This is a genomic window from Vibrio sp. EA2, assembly GCF_033042495.1.
Lineage (GTDB): Bacteria > Pseudomonadota > Gammaproteobacteria > Enterobacterales > Vibrionaceae > Vibrio.
Genome location: NZ_JAWLID010000001.1, coordinates 662,007 through 681,459 on the forward strand (window position 1 = coordinate 662,007; position 19,453 = coordinate 681,459).

At 34.4% G+C, this 19,453-nt stretch carries 18 protein-coding genes; 4 read left to right on the forward strand and 14 right to left on the reverse strand.

Annotated features, from left to right (window positions below):
* The 5 genes from RXX31_RS02995 to RXX31_RS03015 all read right to left on the reverse strand — a co-directional run bounded on the left by RXX31_RS02995 (nucleotide 1) and on the right by RXX31_RS03015 (nucleotide 7,419).
* On the reverse strand, nucleotides 1–546 hold the full coding sequence (locus tag RXX31_RS02995) for a hypothetical protein (protein WP_317587631.1): 546 nt from the start codon (nucleotides 544–546) through the stop codon (nucleotides 1–3).
* A gap of 14 nt (nucleotides 547–560) precedes the next feature.
* Nucleotides 561–3,011 carry a hypothetical protein gene (locus RXX31_RS03000; RefSeq protein ID WP_317587632.1) on the reverse strand — a complete coding sequence of 817 codons (2,451 nt, stop codon included), beginning with the start codon at nucleotides 3,009–3,011 and terminating at the stop codon, nucleotides 561–563.
* Between the two features lie 145 nt (nucleotides 3,012–3,156).
* On the reverse strand, nucleotides 3,157–6,138 hold the full coding sequence (locus tag RXX31_RS03005; protein ID WP_317587633.1) for a hypothetical protein: 2,982 nt from the start codon (nucleotides 6,136–6,138) through the stop codon (nucleotides 3,157–3,159).
* 146 nt (nucleotides 6,139–6,284) lie between these two features.
* Nucleotides 6,285–6,851 carry an XRE family transcriptional regulator gene (locus tag RXX31_RS03010; RefSeq protein WP_317587634.1) on the reverse strand — a complete coding sequence of 189 codons (567 nt, stop codon included), beginning with the start codon at nucleotides 6,849–6,851 and terminating at the stop codon, nucleotides 6,285–6,287.
* A gap of 106 nt (nucleotides 6,852–6,957) precedes the next feature.
* On the reverse strand, nucleotides 6,958–7,419 hold the full coding sequence (locus tag RXX31_RS03015) for a hypothetical protein (protein ID WP_317587635.1): 462 nt from the start codon (nucleotides 7,417–7,419) through the stop codon (nucleotides 6,958–6,960).
* Between the two features lie 314 nt (nucleotides 7,420–7,733).
* Here RXX31_RS03015 and RXX31_RS03020 point away from each other — a divergent pair, with 314 nt between their 5' ends.
* Both RXX31_RS03020 and RXX31_RS03025 read left to right on the forward strand, forming a co-directional pair.
* Entirely contained in the window at nucleotides 7,734–7,949 is a 216-nt protein-coding gene (locus RXX31_RS03020; RefSeq protein ID WP_069533402.1) for a hypothetical protein, read from the forward strand.
* A 139-nt stretch (nucleotides 7,950–8,088) separates the two neighbouring features.
* A complete protein-coding gene (locus RXX31_RS03025; protein ID WP_317587636.1) occupies nucleotides 8,089–9,414 on the forward strand; it encodes a zincin-like metallopeptidase domain-containing protein in 1,326 nt (441 codons plus the stop codon).
* A 237-nt stretch (nucleotides 9,415–9,651) separates the two neighbouring features.
* Here RXX31_RS03025 and RXX31_RS03030 read toward each other — a convergent pair whose 3' ends face one another.
* The gene (locus RXX31_RS03030) at nucleotides 9,652–10,275 is read right to left on the reverse strand and encodes a hypothetical protein (protein ID WP_317587637.1); all 624 of its coding nucleotides are present in this window, start codon (nucleotides 10,273–10,275) and stop codon (nucleotides 9,652–9,654) included.
* A gap of 242 nt (nucleotides 10,276–10,517) precedes the next feature.
* Here RXX31_RS03030 and RXX31_RS03035 point away from each other — a divergent pair, with 242 nt between their 5' ends.
* Nucleotides 10,518–10,835 (forward strand): XRE family transcriptional regulator, encoded by a 318-nt coding sequence (locus RXX31_RS03035; RefSeq protein WP_140366859.1) that lies wholly within the window; start codon nucleotides 10,518–10,520, stop codon nucleotides 10,833–10,835.
* Between the two features lie 42 nt (nucleotides 10,836–10,877).
* Here the strand turns inward: RXX31_RS03035 and RXX31_RS03040 are convergent, their stop codons facing one another.
* The 6 genes from RXX31_RS03040 to RXX31_RS03065 all read right to left on the reverse strand — a co-directional run bounded on the left by RXX31_RS03040 (nucleotide 10,878) and on the right by RXX31_RS03065 (nucleotide 16,497).
* Entirely contained in the window at nucleotides 10,878–11,540 is a 663-nt protein-coding gene (locus RXX31_RS03040) for an N-6 DNA methylase (RefSeq protein ID WP_317587638.1), read from the reverse strand.
* Nucleotides 11,540–12,427: a hypothetical protein gene (locus RXX31_RS03045; RefSeq protein ID WP_317587639.1), complete on the reverse strand. Its 888-nt coding sequence runs from the start codon at nucleotides 12,425–12,427 to the stop codon at nucleotides 11,540–11,542. Before RXX31_RS03045 ends, RXX31_RS03040 begins: the two co-directional genes overlap by 1 nt.
* 374 nt (nucleotides 12,428–12,801) lie before the next feature.
* The gene (locus RXX31_RS03050; RefSeq protein ID WP_317587640.1) at nucleotides 12,802–14,313 is read right to left on the reverse strand and encodes a hypothetical protein; all 1,512 of its coding nucleotides are present in this window, start codon (nucleotides 14,311–14,313) and stop codon (nucleotides 12,802–12,804) included.
* 12 nt (nucleotides 14,314–14,325) lie between these two features.
* Nucleotides 14,326–15,204, reverse strand: a complete 879-nt coding sequence (locus RXX31_RS03055; protein ID WP_317587641.1) for a BspA family leucine-rich repeat surface protein — start codon at nucleotides 15,202–15,204, stop codon at nucleotides 14,326–14,328.
* A 210-nt stretch (nucleotides 15,205–15,414) separates the two neighbouring features.
* Entirely contained in the window at nucleotides 15,415–16,092 is a 678-nt protein-coding gene (locus tag RXX31_RS03060) for a hypothetical protein (RefSeq protein WP_317587642.1), read from the reverse strand.
* 237 nt (nucleotides 16,093–16,329) lie between these two features.
* Nucleotides 16,330–16,497 (reverse strand): hypothetical protein, encoded by a 168-nt coding sequence (locus tag RXX31_RS03065; RefSeq protein WP_165480124.1) that lies wholly within the window; start codon nucleotides 16,495–16,497, stop codon nucleotides 16,330–16,332.
* Nucleotides 16,498–16,712: 215 nt separating this feature from the next.
* Between RXX31_RS03065 and RXX31_RS03070 the strand changes: the two genes are divergently transcribed.
* Complete coding sequence (locus tag RXX31_RS03070; RefSeq protein WP_317587643.1) at nucleotides 16,713–17,474, forward strand: hypothetical protein; 762 nt, start codon at nucleotides 16,713–16,715, stop codon at nucleotides 17,472–17,474.
* Between the two features lie 38 nt (nucleotides 17,475–17,512).
* Here RXX31_RS03070 and RXX31_RS03075 read toward each other — a convergent pair whose 3' ends face one another.
* Together RXX31_RS03075 and RXX31_RS03080 are read right to left on the reverse strand one after the other, a co-directional pair.
* Nucleotides 17,513–19,093, reverse strand: coding sequence for a hypothetical protein (locus RXX31_RS03075; RefSeq protein WP_317587644.1), 1,581 nt, complete (start codon nucleotides 19,091–19,093; stop codon nucleotides 17,513–17,515).
* Nucleotides 19,093–19,383 (reverse strand): hypothetical protein, encoded by a 291-nt coding sequence (locus RXX31_RS03080; protein WP_317587645.1) that lies wholly within the window; start codon nucleotides 19,381–19,383, stop codon nucleotides 19,093–19,095. The genes RXX31_RS03075 and RXX31_RS03080 overlap by 1 nt, the downstream gene beginning before the upstream one ends.
* Nucleotides 19,384–19,453 lie beyond the last annotated feature (70 nt).

The following is a 19,453-nucleotide window of genomic DNA, read 5'->3' on the forward strand; positions in this document are numbered from 1 at the left end:
TTATTTTGGCTTTTTGCCTTTCAACTTACGTTTCTTAACTTTGTGATTGTACTTGATAAACTTAACCGTAATCTCTTCACACTTGTCGTATAAAGGTTTGAGATGTGGCTTTTGCTTAATCCTTGATGCAATCATAGTGAGATCGCGCTTTTCCATCTCTGTTAAGTTTCTCAAACTATCATTCCCATCTACCAAAGAGAACGTCATCGACTTTTGCTCTTTCTCTTCTTCATACAAAGCTTGTATAAGTAAATCTTTAATCTCATAGCTATGAGATTCTAATTGCAATCTCATTTCTCTGTCTAAACTATCATGCAAAAAGTCAGCGAATTTATCATGACATTGTGAAATCAATTTATTCAGTATTTCACTTTTTTCTGATAATCCTTTTAACTCATACGTAAAATCATTTAGACTTTGATTTGTTCCACATTCGTTAATTTCATCTTGTGTGATCCCATTCGGAATCACACTAAATTCATGAATGAACAATTCACGATAGAATCGAATCGTATTTTGTTCATTTAATAACATTTTAAACTTCATAATCTCTCTCCTTTTTAATTCACATTACTCATCTGATTAACTTCATCAAGTTCTTTACGCAGCGATTTAAGAATCACAAAAGCACTTAAAACGAATGAAAGTAATTTTGATGTATAAACTGCGATAAAATGCGTAATCCCTTGCCATTCCATCACTTGATATTCAAGCATTTGTTCGATTACTGCCATCAAGATTAGATCCATATAGTGAAAGCCCATAATGCACACGGCCACGAACGTTAAGAATTTCAAACACGCTTTGACAAGCTCTTTAAAGACGTGTAGTGGATCGGCATTTACAGACCATACAGCGACTGAAAGAGGTGCAATGATTTGATGCACTAACAATTCTTGAAGCGACATAAATAAATGTTTGAAGTAAATCGTTGGTATCGCGTAAACAAACAAGAAAATCGAGATACTGACAAACCAAAAAACTATTGCAATCGTGTAGAAAATCTCCGCAATCATTTCACTTGCAACATTGTTTGGGTTCACCATCTCTATTATTACTTTTGCTATAATCATGTTATTCATAGTATCCGCAGCGTAGTATGGTGAATCAATAAATGGCTCGTTTGTCGCATAGCCGATAGCACTTGTTTTCAGCAAATTCACTTTGCCACCAAACATGTTCTTGTTCGTTTTGAACACACTTTGATCATAACCATCAGATGTGTTCACAGTAGCTAATAAGTACGCTCTAACAGCGATCTGCCAGAAGCCGATAGCTGCATTTGAAAGTTCGACTGTCGGGCGCATACAGCGGTATCCATCTTTGATCTGAGATGGATTAAAAGAACAAGTTGTTAGTCTTCCCCAAACTTCTTTTGTATCGATACCTACAAGCGTTTTCACAACTAATTCTTGATCGATCTTTGACAAGTCAATCATATCTAAATCGATGTAATTGAAAATTCCATCTAAATCTTGCTGCATTCGTTGTGCGACAACGGGCGTAAACGGTATTGTCGCAATTGGTTCACTTTTAGCGTAATACGAGCTGTAATCTTCAAAGTCTGTTGATAAGACAATCTCACCCTCAATTTTTCTTGACGTTTGTAGATTATAGGAGTCGTCCATGCTAAATGTTAAAGGTGCAAACATGCGAACGATAGGCGTAAAAATATCAAGTTTTAAGTTTCTCACCTTATCTTCATAAGCTGCAATTGTTACCGATGGCGCACAAGCAAGATAACTTCCAGAGCTACACATTTGTTGTGTTTTAACGATTAAACTATCGACATTCATTTTTAGTGATTGACGATCATTACCGAAGTTAGCAACAAAGCCTTTTTTCAATTCTGTATTCGTAAACATCACTGTGTCATAGTCGTAAAAAGGATTTTGATAGTATTTAGAAATGTGTGTTTTTGACGCACATTTAGCCGCCACTTCTATATACTCATTTACGCCATACTCATTTAAACGCGAAGGAATATTATCATAGATTGAATCACAATATTTCTTATAATCCATACTGTAATTACTGATCTGATCAAAGTCGTTCGAACCCAAAAACCCTTTACTAATTGTAGAGTTAGATTCAATATTTACACCATTTAGCGCATTTCTCACTTTAATTGCGTGATTCACTAAATCTGTAAAATATGCAATGACGTATTCTTTTTCTAACGATTTTAGATCAACACCGATGTTGTAAGCTTTTGCGTTCAAATCTTGGTTACTTGCAAGCCTAAACTTTAAATACTTACTACCCATTTTAAAGCGCATGTAGTATTCACCCGACTCTTCATAAACTTTTATCTGATGTTCAACACCTTCTAAAAAGTCAGTTTTTAACATTAGGACTGAAAACTCTCTGAACGAATCATAGTAAGCCAGCTCAGGAGCTAATTTAATCTCAGGTATTTCAACTAATTGACCATAATCTCTTTCGCTCATCTCGCCAGCTTGTGTGAGCACATCACCTACCAAACTTTCAAACATGACAGTAATTAGCGGCTTTTTATAGACTAATCCGTTTGGTGTTTTCGTCTCAACAATCGGAGTATTAAGGAAAGCGGCTGCACAAAGGCACAGAATAATTTTCATCGCGTGATTCGATGAATTTACACTGTTTGTTTTTGTGCTTACGATCCATTGGAATATGAACCACATTAACGCTACACCTACAATCGAGTAGCTAAAATACACTGCAAATGAATTGTGTAACGCATACTGATCGGCTAACGCCGATGAAACAGATGTGTGTATTCCGAATTCACCAGAAATAAGTTTCTGGTAGGCTTCATAAGTGTAATTATAATCATTAGCTGCAAAAAATCCGTTCGCATGAGCATATAAACCAAGTGATAAAAACATCACAGCAACAACAATTGTTGTTCTTAAAAACCCTTTACCAATCGCTTTAAATAGACGTTTTGGCACAGAACTTAAACTTTTAGTTTCAGTACCTTTATCTTTTTCTGATTTGGAATTTCTCCTTTTTATTATTCTAAACATTGACTTCTCCATATTTATTTAATTTATATATTAATATTTATAACATCTAATGAAATAAATAAAAGTTTCAAGACAAGTCAGAAATAGTATTTGCTTATATTTAAATAAAAAAAGATTCCACATTTAGTGAAATCTTTTAAGTTATTTATTCTTTTTTATCAACTCCAACATTCGAACTCATGTCTCGATTCGGTTTGATACCACGCTTCGCAATTTTTCTGCGATCTCGTAGATCTTTCTCATTTTTATCGAAACCTGCAATCTTTTTGCTGTGCTTCATCCCTGCAATTGCAATTGCGTTTTTCGTAAAGTTGTTTTGCTCAAAAGCATCATCTGTGCGAGTTTTGAACAGTGTTACTTGGTCAAGGCGGTCTGCTGCTAAGGCGATCCATCCTGGCAATTTGAGTGAGAAGAAAATCATCACAATAATTGAAGCAAACAAGAAAATACTACGTATTCCTACCAATATGAAATTTAACCCAAAGGCGAAAGCCGAATCTGCAATGAGCATGTTATCAAACGTTGTCGTATCAATCGTAGCTGCAGCGTAGTTCTTTATCATATCGTTCGTGTACAAAGACAACGGAATCACGATAAAACTGATGATTTTCAGAAGCACAGGCGTTAGCACTAAGCGATAGATGTAGAACCCGTAATCAAAGATGCTTTTCCTATCCCTGCCGAACAAGAAAAACATGACGGTTGCCGTGATTATCAAAATCGGTAGCAATCGCAACGTCAATGCTGAACTTAAATCTGAAATCAGAATCATACCGTTGATAAACATATCGGGCATACTCATCAAAAGTCCCACAATGTAAACCGTTGAACCAAAAACGACCATCACACTGCCAGAAAATGATGCTGCTTGCGCTGCTATCATTGCTGACTGTGCGGCAACCGCTGCACCTTTTTTCGATGATTTTTTACTACCAGTCGCAAATGACTTTTTAGACTTGTTCTCTTTTGCGATATAAGAGTTAAGCTTTTTTTCTGCAACACTTGCTGCGAATGAAGCTGAGTTTTTCGTTACCGCTCCACCGATTGCTAAATCCGAACCATAGTCTAAATACTGGCTTTGTATGTCATAATAAGTGGTAACACCACCGCCATTCACCATAAAGTCTCGACACTCTGTTTTAGCATCGCCAGTTTCTGGCAAGCCGATACAGTAAAGTCTTTCTTGATTTTTGATGGTAGATTCAACACCGTCCAACCAAGAGTCACCTTTAACCGTATTCTCAACGCTTGACTCAACGTGCCACTGATTTTTAAGCATCTCAGTGCCTATCGTGCCATTCATCTCTTCAAAAGCTCGTATCAGCTTTAAATTTACATCGTCTTTAGGAATGAACTGTTCAACAAAATCGACATTGTAGATTTTTGCGTAACTATCAACTTGCTGATCGACACTCGAATTGAAATATGGCAATGACTTTGAATAATCGAACTTGAAGAAAAAGCCACTCACACTGTATAAATGTCTCAGTTCAGGATTGTCGTGATAAACCGTTTTCCAAAACTTCTGCACGCATCTCGAACCGCAATTGTAGTATTCGATTAACGTCTCGTTTATGTTGTAAATCTTATCCAATTCTTTACTATAAACATCATGAACTTTTGAATAAGAATCAGCCAACTCTTGTCTTGATGCTTTAAAAAAGTTACGTGCTTTTTTCGCTTCTCTGTCAACATCATTCTGCTTCTCTACACGTTTCGAACTCTTGTGTTGAACTGAACCAGATTCTGGTATGTATAAGTTCTTACTGACTAACAAAGGCGTTTCGTTGTTCAAATCCATACAGTAGTAATAAGTCATTTCACCAGTCTGCATAAACTCAGGAAGACGTTTGTTTGTCTCTATAAGTATTTCGTTATTGACAATACAAACACTCTTATTAACGTATTTGTAATACTCATCTGCTTGCTGCATCAGCTTGTTAAAGTTAGAGAAATCAGTCTTGATCGGTTCACCCGTTGTTTCATCATAAAGCACCGCACCTGCGATTAACCCTTTCGTGAATTCCTTTTTGTAGGCAACCAGCAACTGAGTTTTTCTATTCTTGGCCATCTGATCACTGACAGGATTCAAATCATCGAACTTTTCAGAGATTTTTGTCCAACCACTTTCAAAATTGTTACTAACAATCGCGTCAAAAAGCACTGTCGAAAAGTCTACTGAACGCATGATTTCAGCAAGCTCGCCTGAAAATTCAGTCGCTTGGAACGGCAAGAAACCACAACCTTTCAGCTCGATTCCAGAGATCGTCGGATACTGTGATAAGTTATTGTAGTGATACTTAATCACACGTTCGTTTCTTGGCTCAGTGCGCGGAAAATACGGTTCGTTTTTTCCCTTATAGAAAGAGACAAGTTCACTGACATCGCCGTAGCCGTTTAACGTTAATTCCTTATGTTGAAGCATCTCTTTTCTGTTGTTACTTAAACAGATATTCGCTTTAAACAAGCTATCAATGGTAATTTGCGCTTGATTGTTAAAATCAGTTGAAACCTTTCTTTTGATCGATGTTAGATTGTCGATCTGTTTTGCTTCAAAATTCTTTATAAAGCCGTTGCCCGTAAGGATTGTTACTCTCGACCAACCTTTCTGAAACCACTGCGATTGACTAACGACAGACCCGAAAAACATAATTAGTGCAAAAATCGCTACTGATTTTGCTACTATGTCGATGATTGAATGTTGTTCTGAATTAAATCTTTTTAAACCATATAGACCGCTCAACAACATACCTAAGATCGTGTATGTCACTAAACCACCATGACTTTTGAAAAAATCAACCAAGTCATTATTCAGCTCAAAAACCAGATCACCCGTTTCTTGAATTACTGCCTGTTCAGCATTTTTTCTTGCTGCGTCAGCTTCTGTTATGAATTGGTTTGAACTGAATATATTCTCTTCTTGATCTGCTATATCATCAAATACATTGTTTAACTGCACATTTTTATCTAATGATTTACAAATCGTAAAATGTTCTGAAAATGATTTGTTCGTGATTTCTGACAAATCAGCGTCTGTGTCGATACAATCATCGTCAGTTGGTTGATCGGGTAAACAACCTGTCAGCATCCCTGCTGTTAATAATAGCAATGTTATTTTTCTAAACATTTGCAATCTCCTTTTTTATCTTATATATTTTTATTTATATCATTCCTTTAATAATTAACAAGTTTCAGCAATGTGCTAATTTTTAATTTGCTTTAAACAAGCAAAAAAAAGAAGGCAAAAGCCTTCTCTATATCTGAAAAATATTTTTACTTTTCGTATTCATCTAACTCTTTTTCAGTTATTCCGCAAACGTAAGCATATTTTCTAAGTCTGTCATAGCTGTAATTCGAAACGTGAACTTTGAAATTCTCTTCATTGAAAAACTCTGAAACGACAGATTGATTAGTATTAAAATACTTTCTCCCTAATTCTGATTGATTTATACCATCAGCTTTTAATTTCTCTTTTACCTTAATCGATATTTCTTTCATCAGCGCGAGTTTGTTATTCAACATCTTTTGTTTAGCTTGTTCTCTTGTTGATACTAAACCTAATTTACTATCAACCATAAAAGCGAAAACTGTCAGTGTTTCCATTGTGTAACTGTCTATTTTTCCATTCAACAGTTGTGATATTTGACTTTGCGATGTCCCGAAATGTTGAGCTATGATACTTTGGTTTAACTCCCCTTTCTCAATAAACTTGTTTAAATTTCGTTTCAAGAAAATCATCTGATAAATCTTTTCATTATCTAAACTAATTTGTGCATCATGCATATTTCCTGAAAATAGTCCCTTTGGTGCGTTGTGCCTTTTGATGTGTGTCGCAATCATATTATATTCTCCTTTTTGTTATAATTTTGATATATATAAAATGTTATAATATAATTTATTGTTGTCAAAAAAATGAGCCGCAATTAGCGACTCGTTTTAATTCCGTTTATTGTTTAAATGTTTTTATATGCGTAAAAGTAGCACTCTCTTTTGTAAGAACAATACCGTTTGAATCTCTTGGATTTTGTTTCTCTAAGATCTCCCCATTTGAAGAATAACCAAGATATACTTTCTGTTCACCGCGATACGCTGCTACTTCAAATACTCGATTTTTCAACTCTTGCAGCTTTGATTCTTGATTAAGTGAATCTCTGTCAAAACCTTCCACGTTCCAGTGCGTTAACTCACTTGATTTATAAGCTTCTGCATAAGCTATGATGGACTTCATAGCATTCTCAATCTGTGTTAATGCTCTTGCGTTGTCCTTGTCTGTAAGAATCCAAGTCAGCTCAGTCTTGTTATAGGCTGGCGCGTTAATGTAACCTGCATGGTAGCCTAAAATATCTGATGTCTTAACTTCTCTTTTGCTGATTGCTTTTCTAATTGTTTTGATCGCTGTGTTTAGCATAATTCATTTCCTTTATTTAATAAGTTGATAATTGATTAGTTCAAGTAGTCACTCTTGAATATATAAACGTTTTATCAATTTAAAATTACAAGTCAATATAGAAATTTATAAATATTTTTTTGACAGTCAAAAAATGGCTACAAATGAATAATGTTTAATTTTAAACATTTCGGAAAAATTGCAAAACTTGCAAAAAGTATTAAAGTTAATTTCGAAATATCACATTGTTGCATTTATCGATATATAACTTATAACGACTATATATAACAAATAAAATATAGGAGTAATTAAAAATGATGGAGTGTCATAAGTATATGAACAATCTCACAAGGGAAGAAGTAATTAAACGTATACGCAATGGTTTAACAAAAGAAAAGATTGAAACGATGAGCAAGCATCTCACGGATTTCGATGCGAATGATTATCTAAAAAACAAGGCGAAGGCTTTGCAAATGAACAATGCGAGAAATATAAGCGCAAAAGAAGCTTATGCAGTGTATTTAGAGACAAAAGAAAAACTTGGGATTTAGCTATTATATAAATGAAATAATCCAGAGATTAAAGAAAAGCATTTGCTTTTCTTTTTTTGTCTTTCTTCAAAAAAATTAAATATATGATAAAACAATTTATATCAGCTTTAAATATTTAATAAAATAAGGAGAAAGATTTATGGCTACTACAAAAAGAAGAAACTACAAAGCGAAAAGTAAAACTAAAAAAACTGACTGGACAACAGAAGAAAAAGAAGCTTGGTTGAAAAAGAAACAAGAAGAACAACTTAAAAACTATAATGTTGTTGAAGATAGTTTGCTTGCATTCTTTGAAGAAAATGCGGAAAGAGCAAAAAGAGAAAGTTATATCTATTCAAATGAATTACAGATTCCACCTGTTAAACTTATCTTTAATGAAAAGAACAACACTTTTTCTTTGCAAGAATTTCGTGTTCAAGAACTTAGTCAGATAGAGTTTGATCCGATTTTAGGTGAAAAGCTAACACTGAATATTCCAGTGCTTGCAACATTTAAAAACATGGCTGGATTTTTAAACCATTTAAAAGATGATTTTGTACTTGATAACGCTCCAAAAGCTTTTGATCCTGACAAGCCTATGAAGGGAAATCAAGCAAAGGCAGAAGTAATGAGTAGCTTCTTCTCTTGCTACGATACTGAGAACGGCAAACAACTGACAGGTTCAGCAGCTTACAAGCGCATCGAAGAGCTTAAAGAGCAAGGCAAAAATCCTTTGGAAATAGGTCAGATACTCACGAACATGAAGAACAATTTCAAAGGTTACAAGTATCATTCGCTTGACGAACTGAAAGACGTTTTGCCACAGCATATCAAAGACCAAATCCCACAAATCGCTATGCAAGAGAAGATTGCAGAACGCAAGATGGACATTGAACGCATGAATTTAGATGCGTGGGTAGATGCTGAGATCATCAAACAAGCTATAACAACAGAGTATCCACAGATCAAGTTCGTAGAAGAAGAATTGAACGTGGCGCATTGCATTACGGCAGAAGACCGCAGCCATTCCGTAGTTAAAATGGCAGCACCCGAAAAATACACTTCTCATGCGCATTATTTTGCTGTTCAGTGCCATGAGTTTTGCCACTCTACACAAGCGATAGACAAGAGAAAGGTTGGCAAAAGAGTAGATGGTGTAAATGCGTTTGAAGAAGCTATTGTAGAGCTTGCAACGTCTAAAATGTCAAAGACGTTAGGTTATGACTATCTAATGGAAGAACACGCTGCTTATATCATCAGTAACATCGGCAAGGACAAAGGTGAACTGATAAAAGTCGCTAAACATGCAGATCGTGTTTATGGCTATATCAAAAACGCATACGACAAGCACAACACGCCAAAACTTAGACAAGAACTTGAACTTAAATTTAAGGACAAAATCAAAGAACAGTATGGAATTGAAGCAGCACAAAAGCTTGAATCAACTAAGGGCAACAAACGCAGTGGTCAAAGACTCAGAGCTTAAAAATAGGAAGAATTGCAAAGTTTGCAATTTTCACAAAAAAGAAAAAGGACACTGAATTAGTGTCCTTTTTACATTCGACATTTTGAAATGTCATAGAAACAAAAAAACTGATTTAAGCTAATGTATTTTAGTCAAATGTCATTTTCTTAATCAGTTTACCATGCAATTTAAATCATTCAAGAAAACAGATAAAAACAAAAAAGAGAAGACTTTCATCTTCTCTAATTTTCTGTCATTTTATGCTATTTCTCTGATTCCGTTTTGCTCATTCCATCTAATTCTACCGTGATAAATTGCGATACATGCTGTGTAAATAAGCATACATTCAAACATATCGATAAACAGTTCTTGTATATCACCTTGGCCTTGGTATGATATTAAAGATATGATTGTCGTTAAACATAAAGCTTGAATTGCATTGATGAAGCTTAATATCTGATTGTCAGTTGAATCTTTTGAGACGTTTATCAGCACTTTGCAAGAAAGAACTAATGAAAAAACCGCTGCTGCTAAGAAAATGACTTGAAGCAAAACAAACTCAAAATTGAGCAACGTGTTAAGAATCAATATAAAATTCACAATAGAGATCAACAACAAGATAGCCGCGATAGAAATTAATGCAAATCTCTTGAAAATAGCCACTTCCCTATCTCGCATTAAATCTACGGGATACAACACGACTAAACATAAAATAGCAGCGATTTGGAATATAAAACCACTTACTGGTATTGCAAACCCTTGTTGCTGTAACACACTATCTCTAAACATCTCAAACATATCACCGCCTACAAATGCGATTGCGACGATGCTTGCAATCATCAATATTTTTAATGAAGTTAATAATATTTCTTTCATTTTCATTTTAAAACTCTCCTTTTTAGTTTCCTATTTAATAATTTATCATTGAATTGTTAAATACCAAATTATTTATATAATTCTCTAAACAAAGAAGATTAAATATTATTGTAATTACGAATAAAACTTTAATTTAAAAAGTTTTTCAAACGCTAATAAATTAAATGTCAATTTATCAAAGTTTTAGTATTGACGAAAAATATAGATGTTTTATGATAACTATAAACAATAATAAAAAGGAATTTAATATGAGTAATAAATTGAAATACGACAATTCAACTTTGAATAAAATAGAATTGATGAAAGCAATAAGAAACAAAATCAAAGAAGATCATTTAAGACAGAGAGAAGTTGCTGAAATCTTAGACATCAAGCAACCAAGAGTTAGTGATCTCATCGCTTTAAAACACGAACGTTTCTCTCTTGATATCTTAATTGGCTACTTAGAAACGTTTGGATGTGTCATAAAATTTGAATCAAAAGAACTGATAAACAGAAAAACGAATTTAGTTTCTACAAAAGTTTTGAAATGTAAAACCAAGTATCGTTCACTAATCGTAAATTAAGAAAACCCCGAATATCGGGGCTTTTTCATTCTTACCTGTACGTTACTTGAATTCTTGTTCAATCACATTTTCTGTAATGTTTTTTGGAACAGAACATCCAATAACGTTTGAATCGTCTACGATGCCGTTGCAAAAGAGATTATATTCGAGCAAAGCATCGTGGTTGTATATAATATATGACAACTCATACTGATTTTTAACATGAATCAAATTGTTAAACTCAATCTGAATCGTAGCTACTTTACAAACAAACGTGTCTAAATCATTCAGTATCAGCGATAGAGTTCCTTTGTACCCTAAATCTACACACTTTTTCATTTCAGCAAGAACAAGAGAACCAGAACCGCAGCAAATATCGCTGACAGTTTGGTGATCACTTTCTTTCGGCTTGCCAAGCAGCGCAGAAACAGCTTCTGATACTGCTTGAGGTGTAAAGTGCTGTGCTTTTCGAGAATACTTGCCGTTACACAACACATTCAGTTCAGCCATCAACTCACCAAGCACATCCCTGAATGGCTTTTCTTTCACTTCATTCATGTACGCGACAGAAAACTCTTCATACACAGCTTGAAGATGCTGATACTTTTTCTCTATTTTGCCAAGATTGACAAACTGATAAGTCATTTGAACTAATGACTCGAACAGATGTTTTTGATTCAAAAGTAGCTTGTCAGAAGAGCTTTGAATAATTTTTAGTAAACTCATTATGCTGCTTCTTGCATTTCAATTTCAGAATGAGCAATGGCCAGAAGAGCAATTTCAATCAACTCTTCTATCGATGCAAAAATCTCGTTTATCTCATCAATTTCACTTACCTCAGATATAACAGAAAAATCATGATGTAGTTTCGCAAAACAATCAATAATTTCATCTTTACTTAAAAGTGTGTCATCTTCTGCATCAAGCCAAGCTACGATTTTTTGCCATTCGTCAACAATGTTTTCATTTCCACTTCTTATTTTCGCATCATCGATCATCGATTTAAGATTCGCTACAAGACATGCTACTTGTTCATCAATTTCTACATGCTCCAAGAGAGAGTGAAATTGTGTTTTTATAAAACTTTCTTTTGAAACAAAGTGCGATAAATCTACGACAATTTTAACATTCGGTGTGCCACTCAGTTCTATAATATCTTTATCTTTTAGAACATAATTCTGATTTTCTGTCATCAAGATTTTATTAAAACCAGCGTTCAAATACTCTTGTGAATATCCATTCAAAATTCGATCATCAACTTTCAACATAAGTTTTGACCCATCTGATTTTAATGCATCATGAAACAAATCTAAAGTTGTTGAAAGTTCGACTTCTGCTGCATAATCCCTTGAAAAATAGATGCTTTTCATACAAATAAAGTTTGGATATTCAGCCATCGACTCAAACATACCGCAACATTTAACAGTATTATCTTCATCAATCACAAAAATCGTTTTTATCGTTGTTTGTTTAGTTTTGACTTTGTTCTTCAAACGATTAAACACTTCTCGCGTTTCTTTCTTACCGCCATCTTCTTGAACTCTAAAACATTCTAACGCAAACTTGATTGCTGCAATGTCATTTGTTTGTAGTTCACATTCATAAAAGTTCATAATTTCTTCTCCTTTGTTTAATTGTTATTGTTAAAGAGAAGTCCATTTCGTATTGAATAATTTAAGTTAATTTATTTACTCATAATGTTTTTCCGTCTTGTTCTTCAACGCTAAATACAATAGCAAAATTTAATTTAATTTGTCAATACAGTAGCATTGACATCAAAATATCGATATGTTAGCAACCACATAGAGCTAACACCTTGTGTTTGCTACAGATATTTTTTAATTCATTAAATAAAATACATAAAAACAGAATTGATTGATTTTTATAACAACGATTATTTGTGATAAGCATCACAATAATTATCATTATTTATATTTTTTGTGATTTTAAAACAACAAAAAAAGACACTCAAAGAGTGCCTTTAAAATTAATTACATGGAATAATTTTGTGTCGATTCACGATCATTCCACCATCTATTTCTTTCTTCACTAAATTCAAACAACCTGATAAGCCAGAATGGAGTATCGACTTTATAATCACAGAACCGTGATAGTCATTGTCTTGAAGAATTTGATTTACGGCAAAACCAGAATTGTTAGTTATGTTCGTTGTTAAATCATCGATGTAGATTTCACCGCCATCTACACGAATCAGATCATTGATTCTATCATCTTCAATCATCGCTATTCCGTTGTTTTGATTCGATGTCACAAACGAACCTTTAACTATCAACAGATCCACACCATTTTTGAGAGATTTGTTTAGCGCGATTGCGCCTGTGTTCATATAAAACTTCGATCCTGTGTCTACATAAATCAAGTTATCGCCTTGCCCCAAACCAAGCTTTTCATTGATCGTCCCTGTCAGTGCTACATCAGAACCTTTTGCTCGAATCAGAGATTGAAAGTTAACCGCTGGCTCAAACAACAACTCACCTTCTATATCCAAACTACTGTTCATCAAAGTGATAGGGTGAAGTGTATCGTTCTTTAAATGGACGTTGTTGAAATGTGCGTCTGTGTTGCTTATCGATACATCACCAATGCTCACGTTCGAGAGTCTAACCAGTGAATTTGCAAAATCGAAATTCGTTAAGTTGTCGCTTGTTGTTTTAGTGTCGTTATACATGTTCAGATCAACATTGTTAAAGCTGATAGACTGCCCTTGCAGCGCATAGCCATTCGTCTTAATCGTGATTTTAGCCCTTTCATCTCTTTTGATTTCGTAGTCTTTGTTCAAAACTACATCACCTAACAGATTCAGCTTGTAAGAACGATTCGATGAATCATTCTCTACGAGTGCCAACATATCGATTACCGTTGAACTATCAACATTTAACAGTAGTTCATCATTTTCTAAGCTGAAACTGTTGTACAGCTCTATCTCTTCAAACGTTACCGCTTTAACTTTCGCATTGTTCAAGTAGAACTGTGCTGTGTTAACGTCATATTGAACATCTAAACAGTTTACTTGCTCATCGTCATATTTTGAGATAATCAGTGCCGCTACCGCTGGCGCATCTGTTAAAGCAAGGCTTTCACTTGAACTTACCACATAGTCAATACCATTGATTTTCTTCACGTTTACAGAGTAGTTTTGACCAGCATTTTGAGAGACGTTAAACGTACCTTCTTCAATGTTTTTCGAGAACGGACAATACTGATACTCATATCCAGAAATGTTTCTAAGTGGTAGTCCTAAGCCTAACGGCAAACCATGTTTATTGCCTGAATCTAAACCAAAAGGCAAAGAATAGTTGTCTTTGCCTTGGATTGATAAAGCTGATTTGATTAGCTTTGTTTTTATAATCTCTAACTCATTCTCAATAGTTTCAGCTTCCGCTGAAACTACTAAGTTGTGGTTCAATGACATCATGTTGTAAGCAACAACTATGAAGAAACCCAAAAACATCATGATCATTATAATTATTGCAATCATTACAACTATTCCTTATCTGAACTTGGCAGGAATATTTTCTGACACTAAAACCACTGGATCATTCTGATTAAAATCATACCAACTTGTTGCTGCTGTAACATCCCATCCACTAATATCTTGATTGAACACATTTGCTGATCTGAACATTCTGTTAAAATCATTGCCATTTGATACATTCCAACTGCTTATATCTTGATTAAATGCTTTGGCATTATCAAACATGTATGAAAAATTTCTACCATTCGAAACATTCCAGCCGCTTATATTTTGATTAAAGTCTCTTGTTGCTGAAAACATTTTGCTAAAGTCAGTACCATTTGATACATTCCAGCCGCTGATATCTTGATTAAATGCTCTTGCATACATAAACATGCTTCCGAAATTCTGTCCATTTGATACATTCCAGCCGCTGATGTCTTGATTAAAATTTTGAGCATTATTGAACATCGCGTAGAAGTTATTACCGTTAGAAACATTCCAGCCGCTTATGTCTTGATTAAAGCTTGAACCTTCGAACATACCGCTAAAATCTTCACCGCTCGAAACATCCCAGTTTGTTATGTCGTAATTGACATTACGATTCATAAATACAAGTGAAAAATCAGTGATTGTGCCTACACACGCTTTCGAGTAATCACCGCCTGACATTACAAGGTCTTGTAACTGTCTTTTCGTAAGCTCTGGACCTTCACAAGCAACTACAACAGGTTCGCTCCCACCGCCAGTTGAAGGTTCACTCGACACGTACTCGCCACCACCTACGATTTGACCTGTTTCACTCGATGGATCATTTGACGCTATGTTGTATTTGCTATCGCCAATAAATGACACAAAAGCAGCGTTTGAAGCGAATGTTGTTAATAAAGCTAATGTAATTATTGTTTTTTTCATTTTTTCCTTCCTTTTTTAAATAATGAAATTATAGTTTTGATATAATTATTATTTATCATATAAATTATGATATACAAATTATTTGAAAAACAAAAAATAACTGAGATATTAAAATACATTTAATTTAAAGGAATAATTAATTTTGAAAAATATAATATTTGATATAGAAGAGTAATAAAAAAGACACTCAATTTTGAGTGTCAATTCTGGTTATGTTCCAAATCCTATTAACTGCAATGTTTCTTTTATAAATTCTAACGTGTGTGGTAAATCTATGATCAAAGCTGCAAGAATCATTGTTATAATTGACTTGCCATACGTTGCTCTTCCTTGCCCTTCTGACGTGAGTTTCAATCCATAAATTCCTTTTGCAAAATATATCAGACCGATAAACTGAAAAAGTCCTACGACAACTTTTGCGTTTTCCTTTAAAACATCGCCTTTACCGCTTTCCATTTCATCAACCTTATCGGCAATGTCACCCAATATCTCTGAATTGGTAGAATCCCAACAATTATCTGTATGCAGATCTTTTGAATCTTCAATTGAATCGTTAAGAACAAAACAATAGCCCTTATCACTTCCAAGTAAGCTGCTTATCATAGAACCAGCAGTGCCTGAATAGTTGAACGCTAAAGCTCCTGCAAAAAACGTTACAAGAATTGCGCTTGGAAAAGCTTTTGTGTCGTTTGGATCTTCAGTTCTTCTTTTTAATTTTAATGCCGCTTGATACATCATTACCAGTCCAAGAAACATAACAAAGATTGTAAGAACATAATAAAGTGAACTTACTAATCTCATTCTCTCTTCTACTTCTCCCGCAGCAAATGAAACAGGTGCAAACGCTGTTAAAAATGCTGTGAAGAAGAATAATAATTTTTTATTCATAAACTTCATCCTTGATATTTATCGTTTGAAATATTTGTATTAAAATATTTTTAATGTTAATTATTTATTAACATATATAATCGGACATACAAATCATCAGAGCTTGATAAAATCAGATGAGCTTTTAAAATTACTTGAATTAAAAGAAAAACAATTTCAGAAGTAATATGATATTTAATATATAACAGCAAAAAAAAGAGCGCATACGCACTCTTCAATTTCTGGTTGTTCTAAGGTTTAGTTCAACATGACAATGTGTTGCTCCGTCCATCCCTTTTGCCATTCTTGATATAACTCATCTTTGTCAGTATTGCGGAAAGGATTGAAATATTTATTATACCCCTGCATTCTCGTTAACACACCGTCCTCAAATGCTTCCATTTTTGTATTCAGTTCTCTGTCCATTGCTACACTCTCCTTTATTGTCTTCTTTATTTATATATTACATCGTATTTTTCTTTGAACAAATCTCAAACCAAAAAGTTGAACGTTTTTCTTTTAACTACGATAATTTTTTTTGAAGCTATAAAAATTATTATATAAAGAGTGGTTTTTATTATTGAATTAAAAACAATGCATGTTATACGAATAATAACAATAACTAATAAGGGATATATAATATGAATAAACAAGAATTGAACTTTTTAAATCAATACGTCAACGTTAGAATGCCACGAAATGCAAGTGAATGGACAGATCATTATGCGTTTTTAGCGGTAGCTTCTGGAATCGATGTGGACCTAATCATGGAAAAAGCTAAGATCTTAATGAACTTGAACGTACAGCATCAAAAGCTTCTGAGAAGTGATACTGAAAAGATAATGAAAGAATTTGAAGCAAAACGTGATGTGGTGTTTGCGAACGCATCAACATATTTCACTAACATGTTCGGCTTTGATTTAACTTCTCAATACGACATGCAAACTGTGTGGAATGGTTTGTTCAGCAAGTTCGGCAAGACAAAGATTGTTAAACGCTTATATGCAGACGAAATGATCAAGGTCTATAACTCGATTAACCGTGATCGAGAACTTAACACTGCTTATCAGGCAGAGCTTAAAGCCATTGGTGTTAACGCTGATACCATCAAATCGATACTTAAATCTTGGACAATCAAAGACACAAAGGACAGCGCACAAGCGTATCGTGTTGCTTACAAGCAATTAGAATCAGAACTTGTTGAACATTACAAACGTCTGTATTCGTTAGACTCTGAATCAACGCTGCAAAACGTCAAGTTGGAACATGTAGTTGATAGGCTTATCAAGTCGCATCATTTCGATCAGACTGACAAAGATTTTAACAAGTATCAGTTCCATGCCTTACCAGACATTATGTTGATTAAACTTTGCTTCTCTCAATCGATAAACAAAACACTGTAAGTCAGAACTAAAAGAACCGCCAAGTGGCGGTCTTTCTTTTATCTCAGTTTTGCTTTTTTAGCTTGTTGTTGATGAGTTTTCTGTGTGTTATTAGGACTTGTGCCAGTTTCACGTTGTATTTCTTGAATGGCACGTTGCTCAACGGCTTCATCGCTGTTTGGATCAATCCCATTCACAGCATCTACAAGCGCGTCATCGAAGTCAGGATCAAAGTCTTTTTCTTGATTTGCTTTGTTTTTAGCTTCATCTTCATCATCAAATTCAAGATCACCAAAATCAATATCTAACTCATCACTTTGCTGATCTGGCTGTTGAGGTTCATTTAGAGCATTCTCACCTTCGAATGGATTATCATCAACAATCTGCTTCTCTGGCTCTTTCGCCTGTTCAGCTTTCACAGCATTCTCACCTTCAAAGGGATTGTCATCTACCTGCTGTTCTTGCTTGTTTGGTTCTTGTGGTGTTTCACCTTCATTCTTCGGAATTTCAGGTGTCTCGCCTTCATTTTCGAAAGGATTGTCATCTACAACCACGAACGAATTTTCTGGCTTTGCTGGCTCTTCAACATCATTGTTCAGCTCTTCACCGCCTATCACATAACCTGGTTTTTTCATTTCGGCCAACGCATCATGATATCTCTGCGGCACACCTTCTTTATCAAGTTTGATATTTTCCAAGTCGTAACCATCTGTTTGAAGTTTCTTCCACGCTTCAATCATGTTAGTAAAGTCTTCTTCACTTTCTGGAGAAGGAACTTGCACTAATCGACCCTTTCCTTTCAATAGCATCGTCGCTAAGTCTTCTGCTGCTGTGCCAGTGCCAGCGGTTAAAGTAACTGAACCTAATACACTCTTTTCGATGTGTATTGAGCCGCCTGTTTCAGCGTTGAACAAACGCTGTTTTAAGCCTGTTTTACTCAATTTTTCAAGCGAGTAGTTGCTTTCATACTTCTCTAATAACTCATCAACATAGTCTTGATAGCTCTTCACTTTTGTATCTGATTTTTGAAGAGGATATTCAACTTCTGGTATATCAACATTAGCGACATCATTGTTCGAATTCGTCTTTGCTTGACTATCAGGTTTTACAACAATCGAGATTTCATTCTGAGTTGGCTTAACGTGAAACAAGGAGTATTTGTCTGTGTATTCAAGAGCTTTTGGCTTTTCGCCAGCTACGACGAACATTGTTTTATCACTAACTTCTTTAAGATACTCAGTGTGATAATCATTTATATATTCTGGATTGAAGATCATCGATTCTTTTGAAAAAGTAACAATGTTTGAGTTGTTAACTGAATTTACATTGTTGTGCTTGCTCAACTCTTTAACCACAGCTTCTGCTTCTTGATATTCAGCAACACGATTTGCAAATGCTATTTGCTGATCTGACTTCTCGAACAAGATTTTACTTGGCGTTTGAGTTTTGTCTAAAAAGTATTCAGGTCTAACACCATCTTCTTTGAAACACTCCATAATAATATGATCTGCAAATTTCTCAGGTTGTAGATAGCTCATGTTGCTTAGTTTCTTCGCAAACTTCTCTACTTTCTTTAAGTCTTTTGCTGCAAGTGTTTTAGACTTGTCTATCATTAGTTGTGTATATTCTTCTCTGTTCATTATTTTCCTTCCTTAGTATTTAATTGTTTAATAATTGTTTCTATTTTGCTTGTAATCTTCTGATGTAAGATTTCTAACTGCAAATCGTTGATATCATCAAAGTCATAGCTATAAGTGACTTCAACTAATTCATCATTTTCTTTTTGATACAGACTTAAACCATAAATGCTATCTACGAATCGATAATCAGTTTCATCGTATCGAAACACGTAAAATGAATTAGTATCTGATTCATCTATTACGATTAAATCTATATCAGTTTCTTGTTCGAAAACTTTTGCGTCTATCATTTTTGCTCCTTTTGTTAAATTTCTTTTCGAGATTTGAAAGTTGTTCTTTTTCAACAGCCATCTGTAAACT

Excerpts from the sequence above, each read along its gene's own strand:
- RXX31_RS02995 (WP_317587631.1), bottom strand. The coding sequence starts at position 546 with ATGAAGTTTAAAATGTTATTAAATGAACAAAATACGATTCGATTCTAT.
- RXX31_RS03000 (WP_317587632.1), bottom strand. The coding sequence starts at position 3,011 with ATGTTTAGAATAATAAAAAGGAGAAATTCCAAATCAGAAAAAGATAAA.
- RXX31_RS03005 (WP_317587633.1), bottom strand. The coding sequence starts at position 6,138 with ATGTTTAGAAAAATAACATTGCTATTATTAACAGCAGGGATGCTGACA.
- RXX31_RS03010 (WP_317587634.1), bottom strand. The coding sequence starts at position 6,851 with ATGATTGCGACACACATCAAAAGGCACAACGCACCAAAGGGACTATTT.
- RXX31_RS03015 (WP_317587635.1), bottom strand. The coding sequence starts at position 7,419 with ATGCTAAACACAGCGATCAAAACAATTAGAAAAGCAATCAGCAAAAGA.
- RXX31_RS03020 (WP_069533402.1), top strand. The coding sequence starts at position 7,734 with ATGAACAATCTCACAAGGGAAGAAGTAATTAAACGTATACGCAATGGT.
- RXX31_RS03025 (WP_317587636.1), top strand. The coding sequence starts at position 8,089 with ATGGCTACTACAAAAAGAAGAAACTACAAAGCGAAAAGTAAAACTAAA.
- RXX31_RS03030 (WP_317587637.1), bottom strand. The coding sequence starts at position 10,275 with ATGAAAATGAAAGAAATATTATTAACTTCATTAAAAATATTGATGATT.
- RXX31_RS03035 (WP_140366859.1), top strand. The coding sequence starts at position 10,518 with ATGAGTAATAAATTGAAATACGACAATTCAACTTTGAATAAAATAGAA.
- RXX31_RS03040 (WP_317587638.1), bottom strand. The coding sequence starts at position 11,540 with ATGAGTTTACTAAAAATTATTCAAAGCTCTTCTGACAAGCTACTTTTG.
- RXX31_RS03045 (WP_317587639.1), bottom strand. The coding sequence starts at position 12,427 with ATGAACTTTTATGAATGTGAACTACAAACAAATGACATTGCAGCAATC.
- RXX31_RS03050 (WP_317587640.1), bottom strand. The coding sequence starts at position 14,313 with ATGATTGCAATAATTATAATGATCATGATGTTTTTGGGTTTCTTCATA.
- RXX31_RS03055 (WP_317587641.1), bottom strand. The coding sequence starts at position 15,204 with ATGAAAAAAACAATAATTACATTAGCTTTATTAACAACATTCGCTTCA.
- RXX31_RS03060 (WP_317587642.1), bottom strand. The coding sequence starts at position 16,092 with ATGAATAAAAAATTATTATTCTTCTTCACAGCATTTTTAACAGCGTTT.
- RXX31_RS03065 (WP_165480124.1), bottom strand. The coding sequence starts at position 16,497 with ATGGACAGAGAACTGAATACAAAAATGGAAGCATTTGAGGACGGTGTG.
- RXX31_RS03070 (WP_317587643.1), top strand. The coding sequence starts at position 16,713 with ATGAATAAACAAGAATTGAACTTTTTAAATCAATACGTCAACGTTAGA.
- RXX31_RS03075 (WP_317587644.1), bottom strand. The coding sequence starts at position 19,093 with ATGAACAGAGAAGAATATACACAACTAATGATAGACAAGTCTAAAACA.
- RXX31_RS03080 (WP_317587645.1), bottom strand. The coding sequence starts at position 19,383 with ATGATAGACGCAAAAGTTTTCGAACAAGAAACTGATATAGATTTAATC.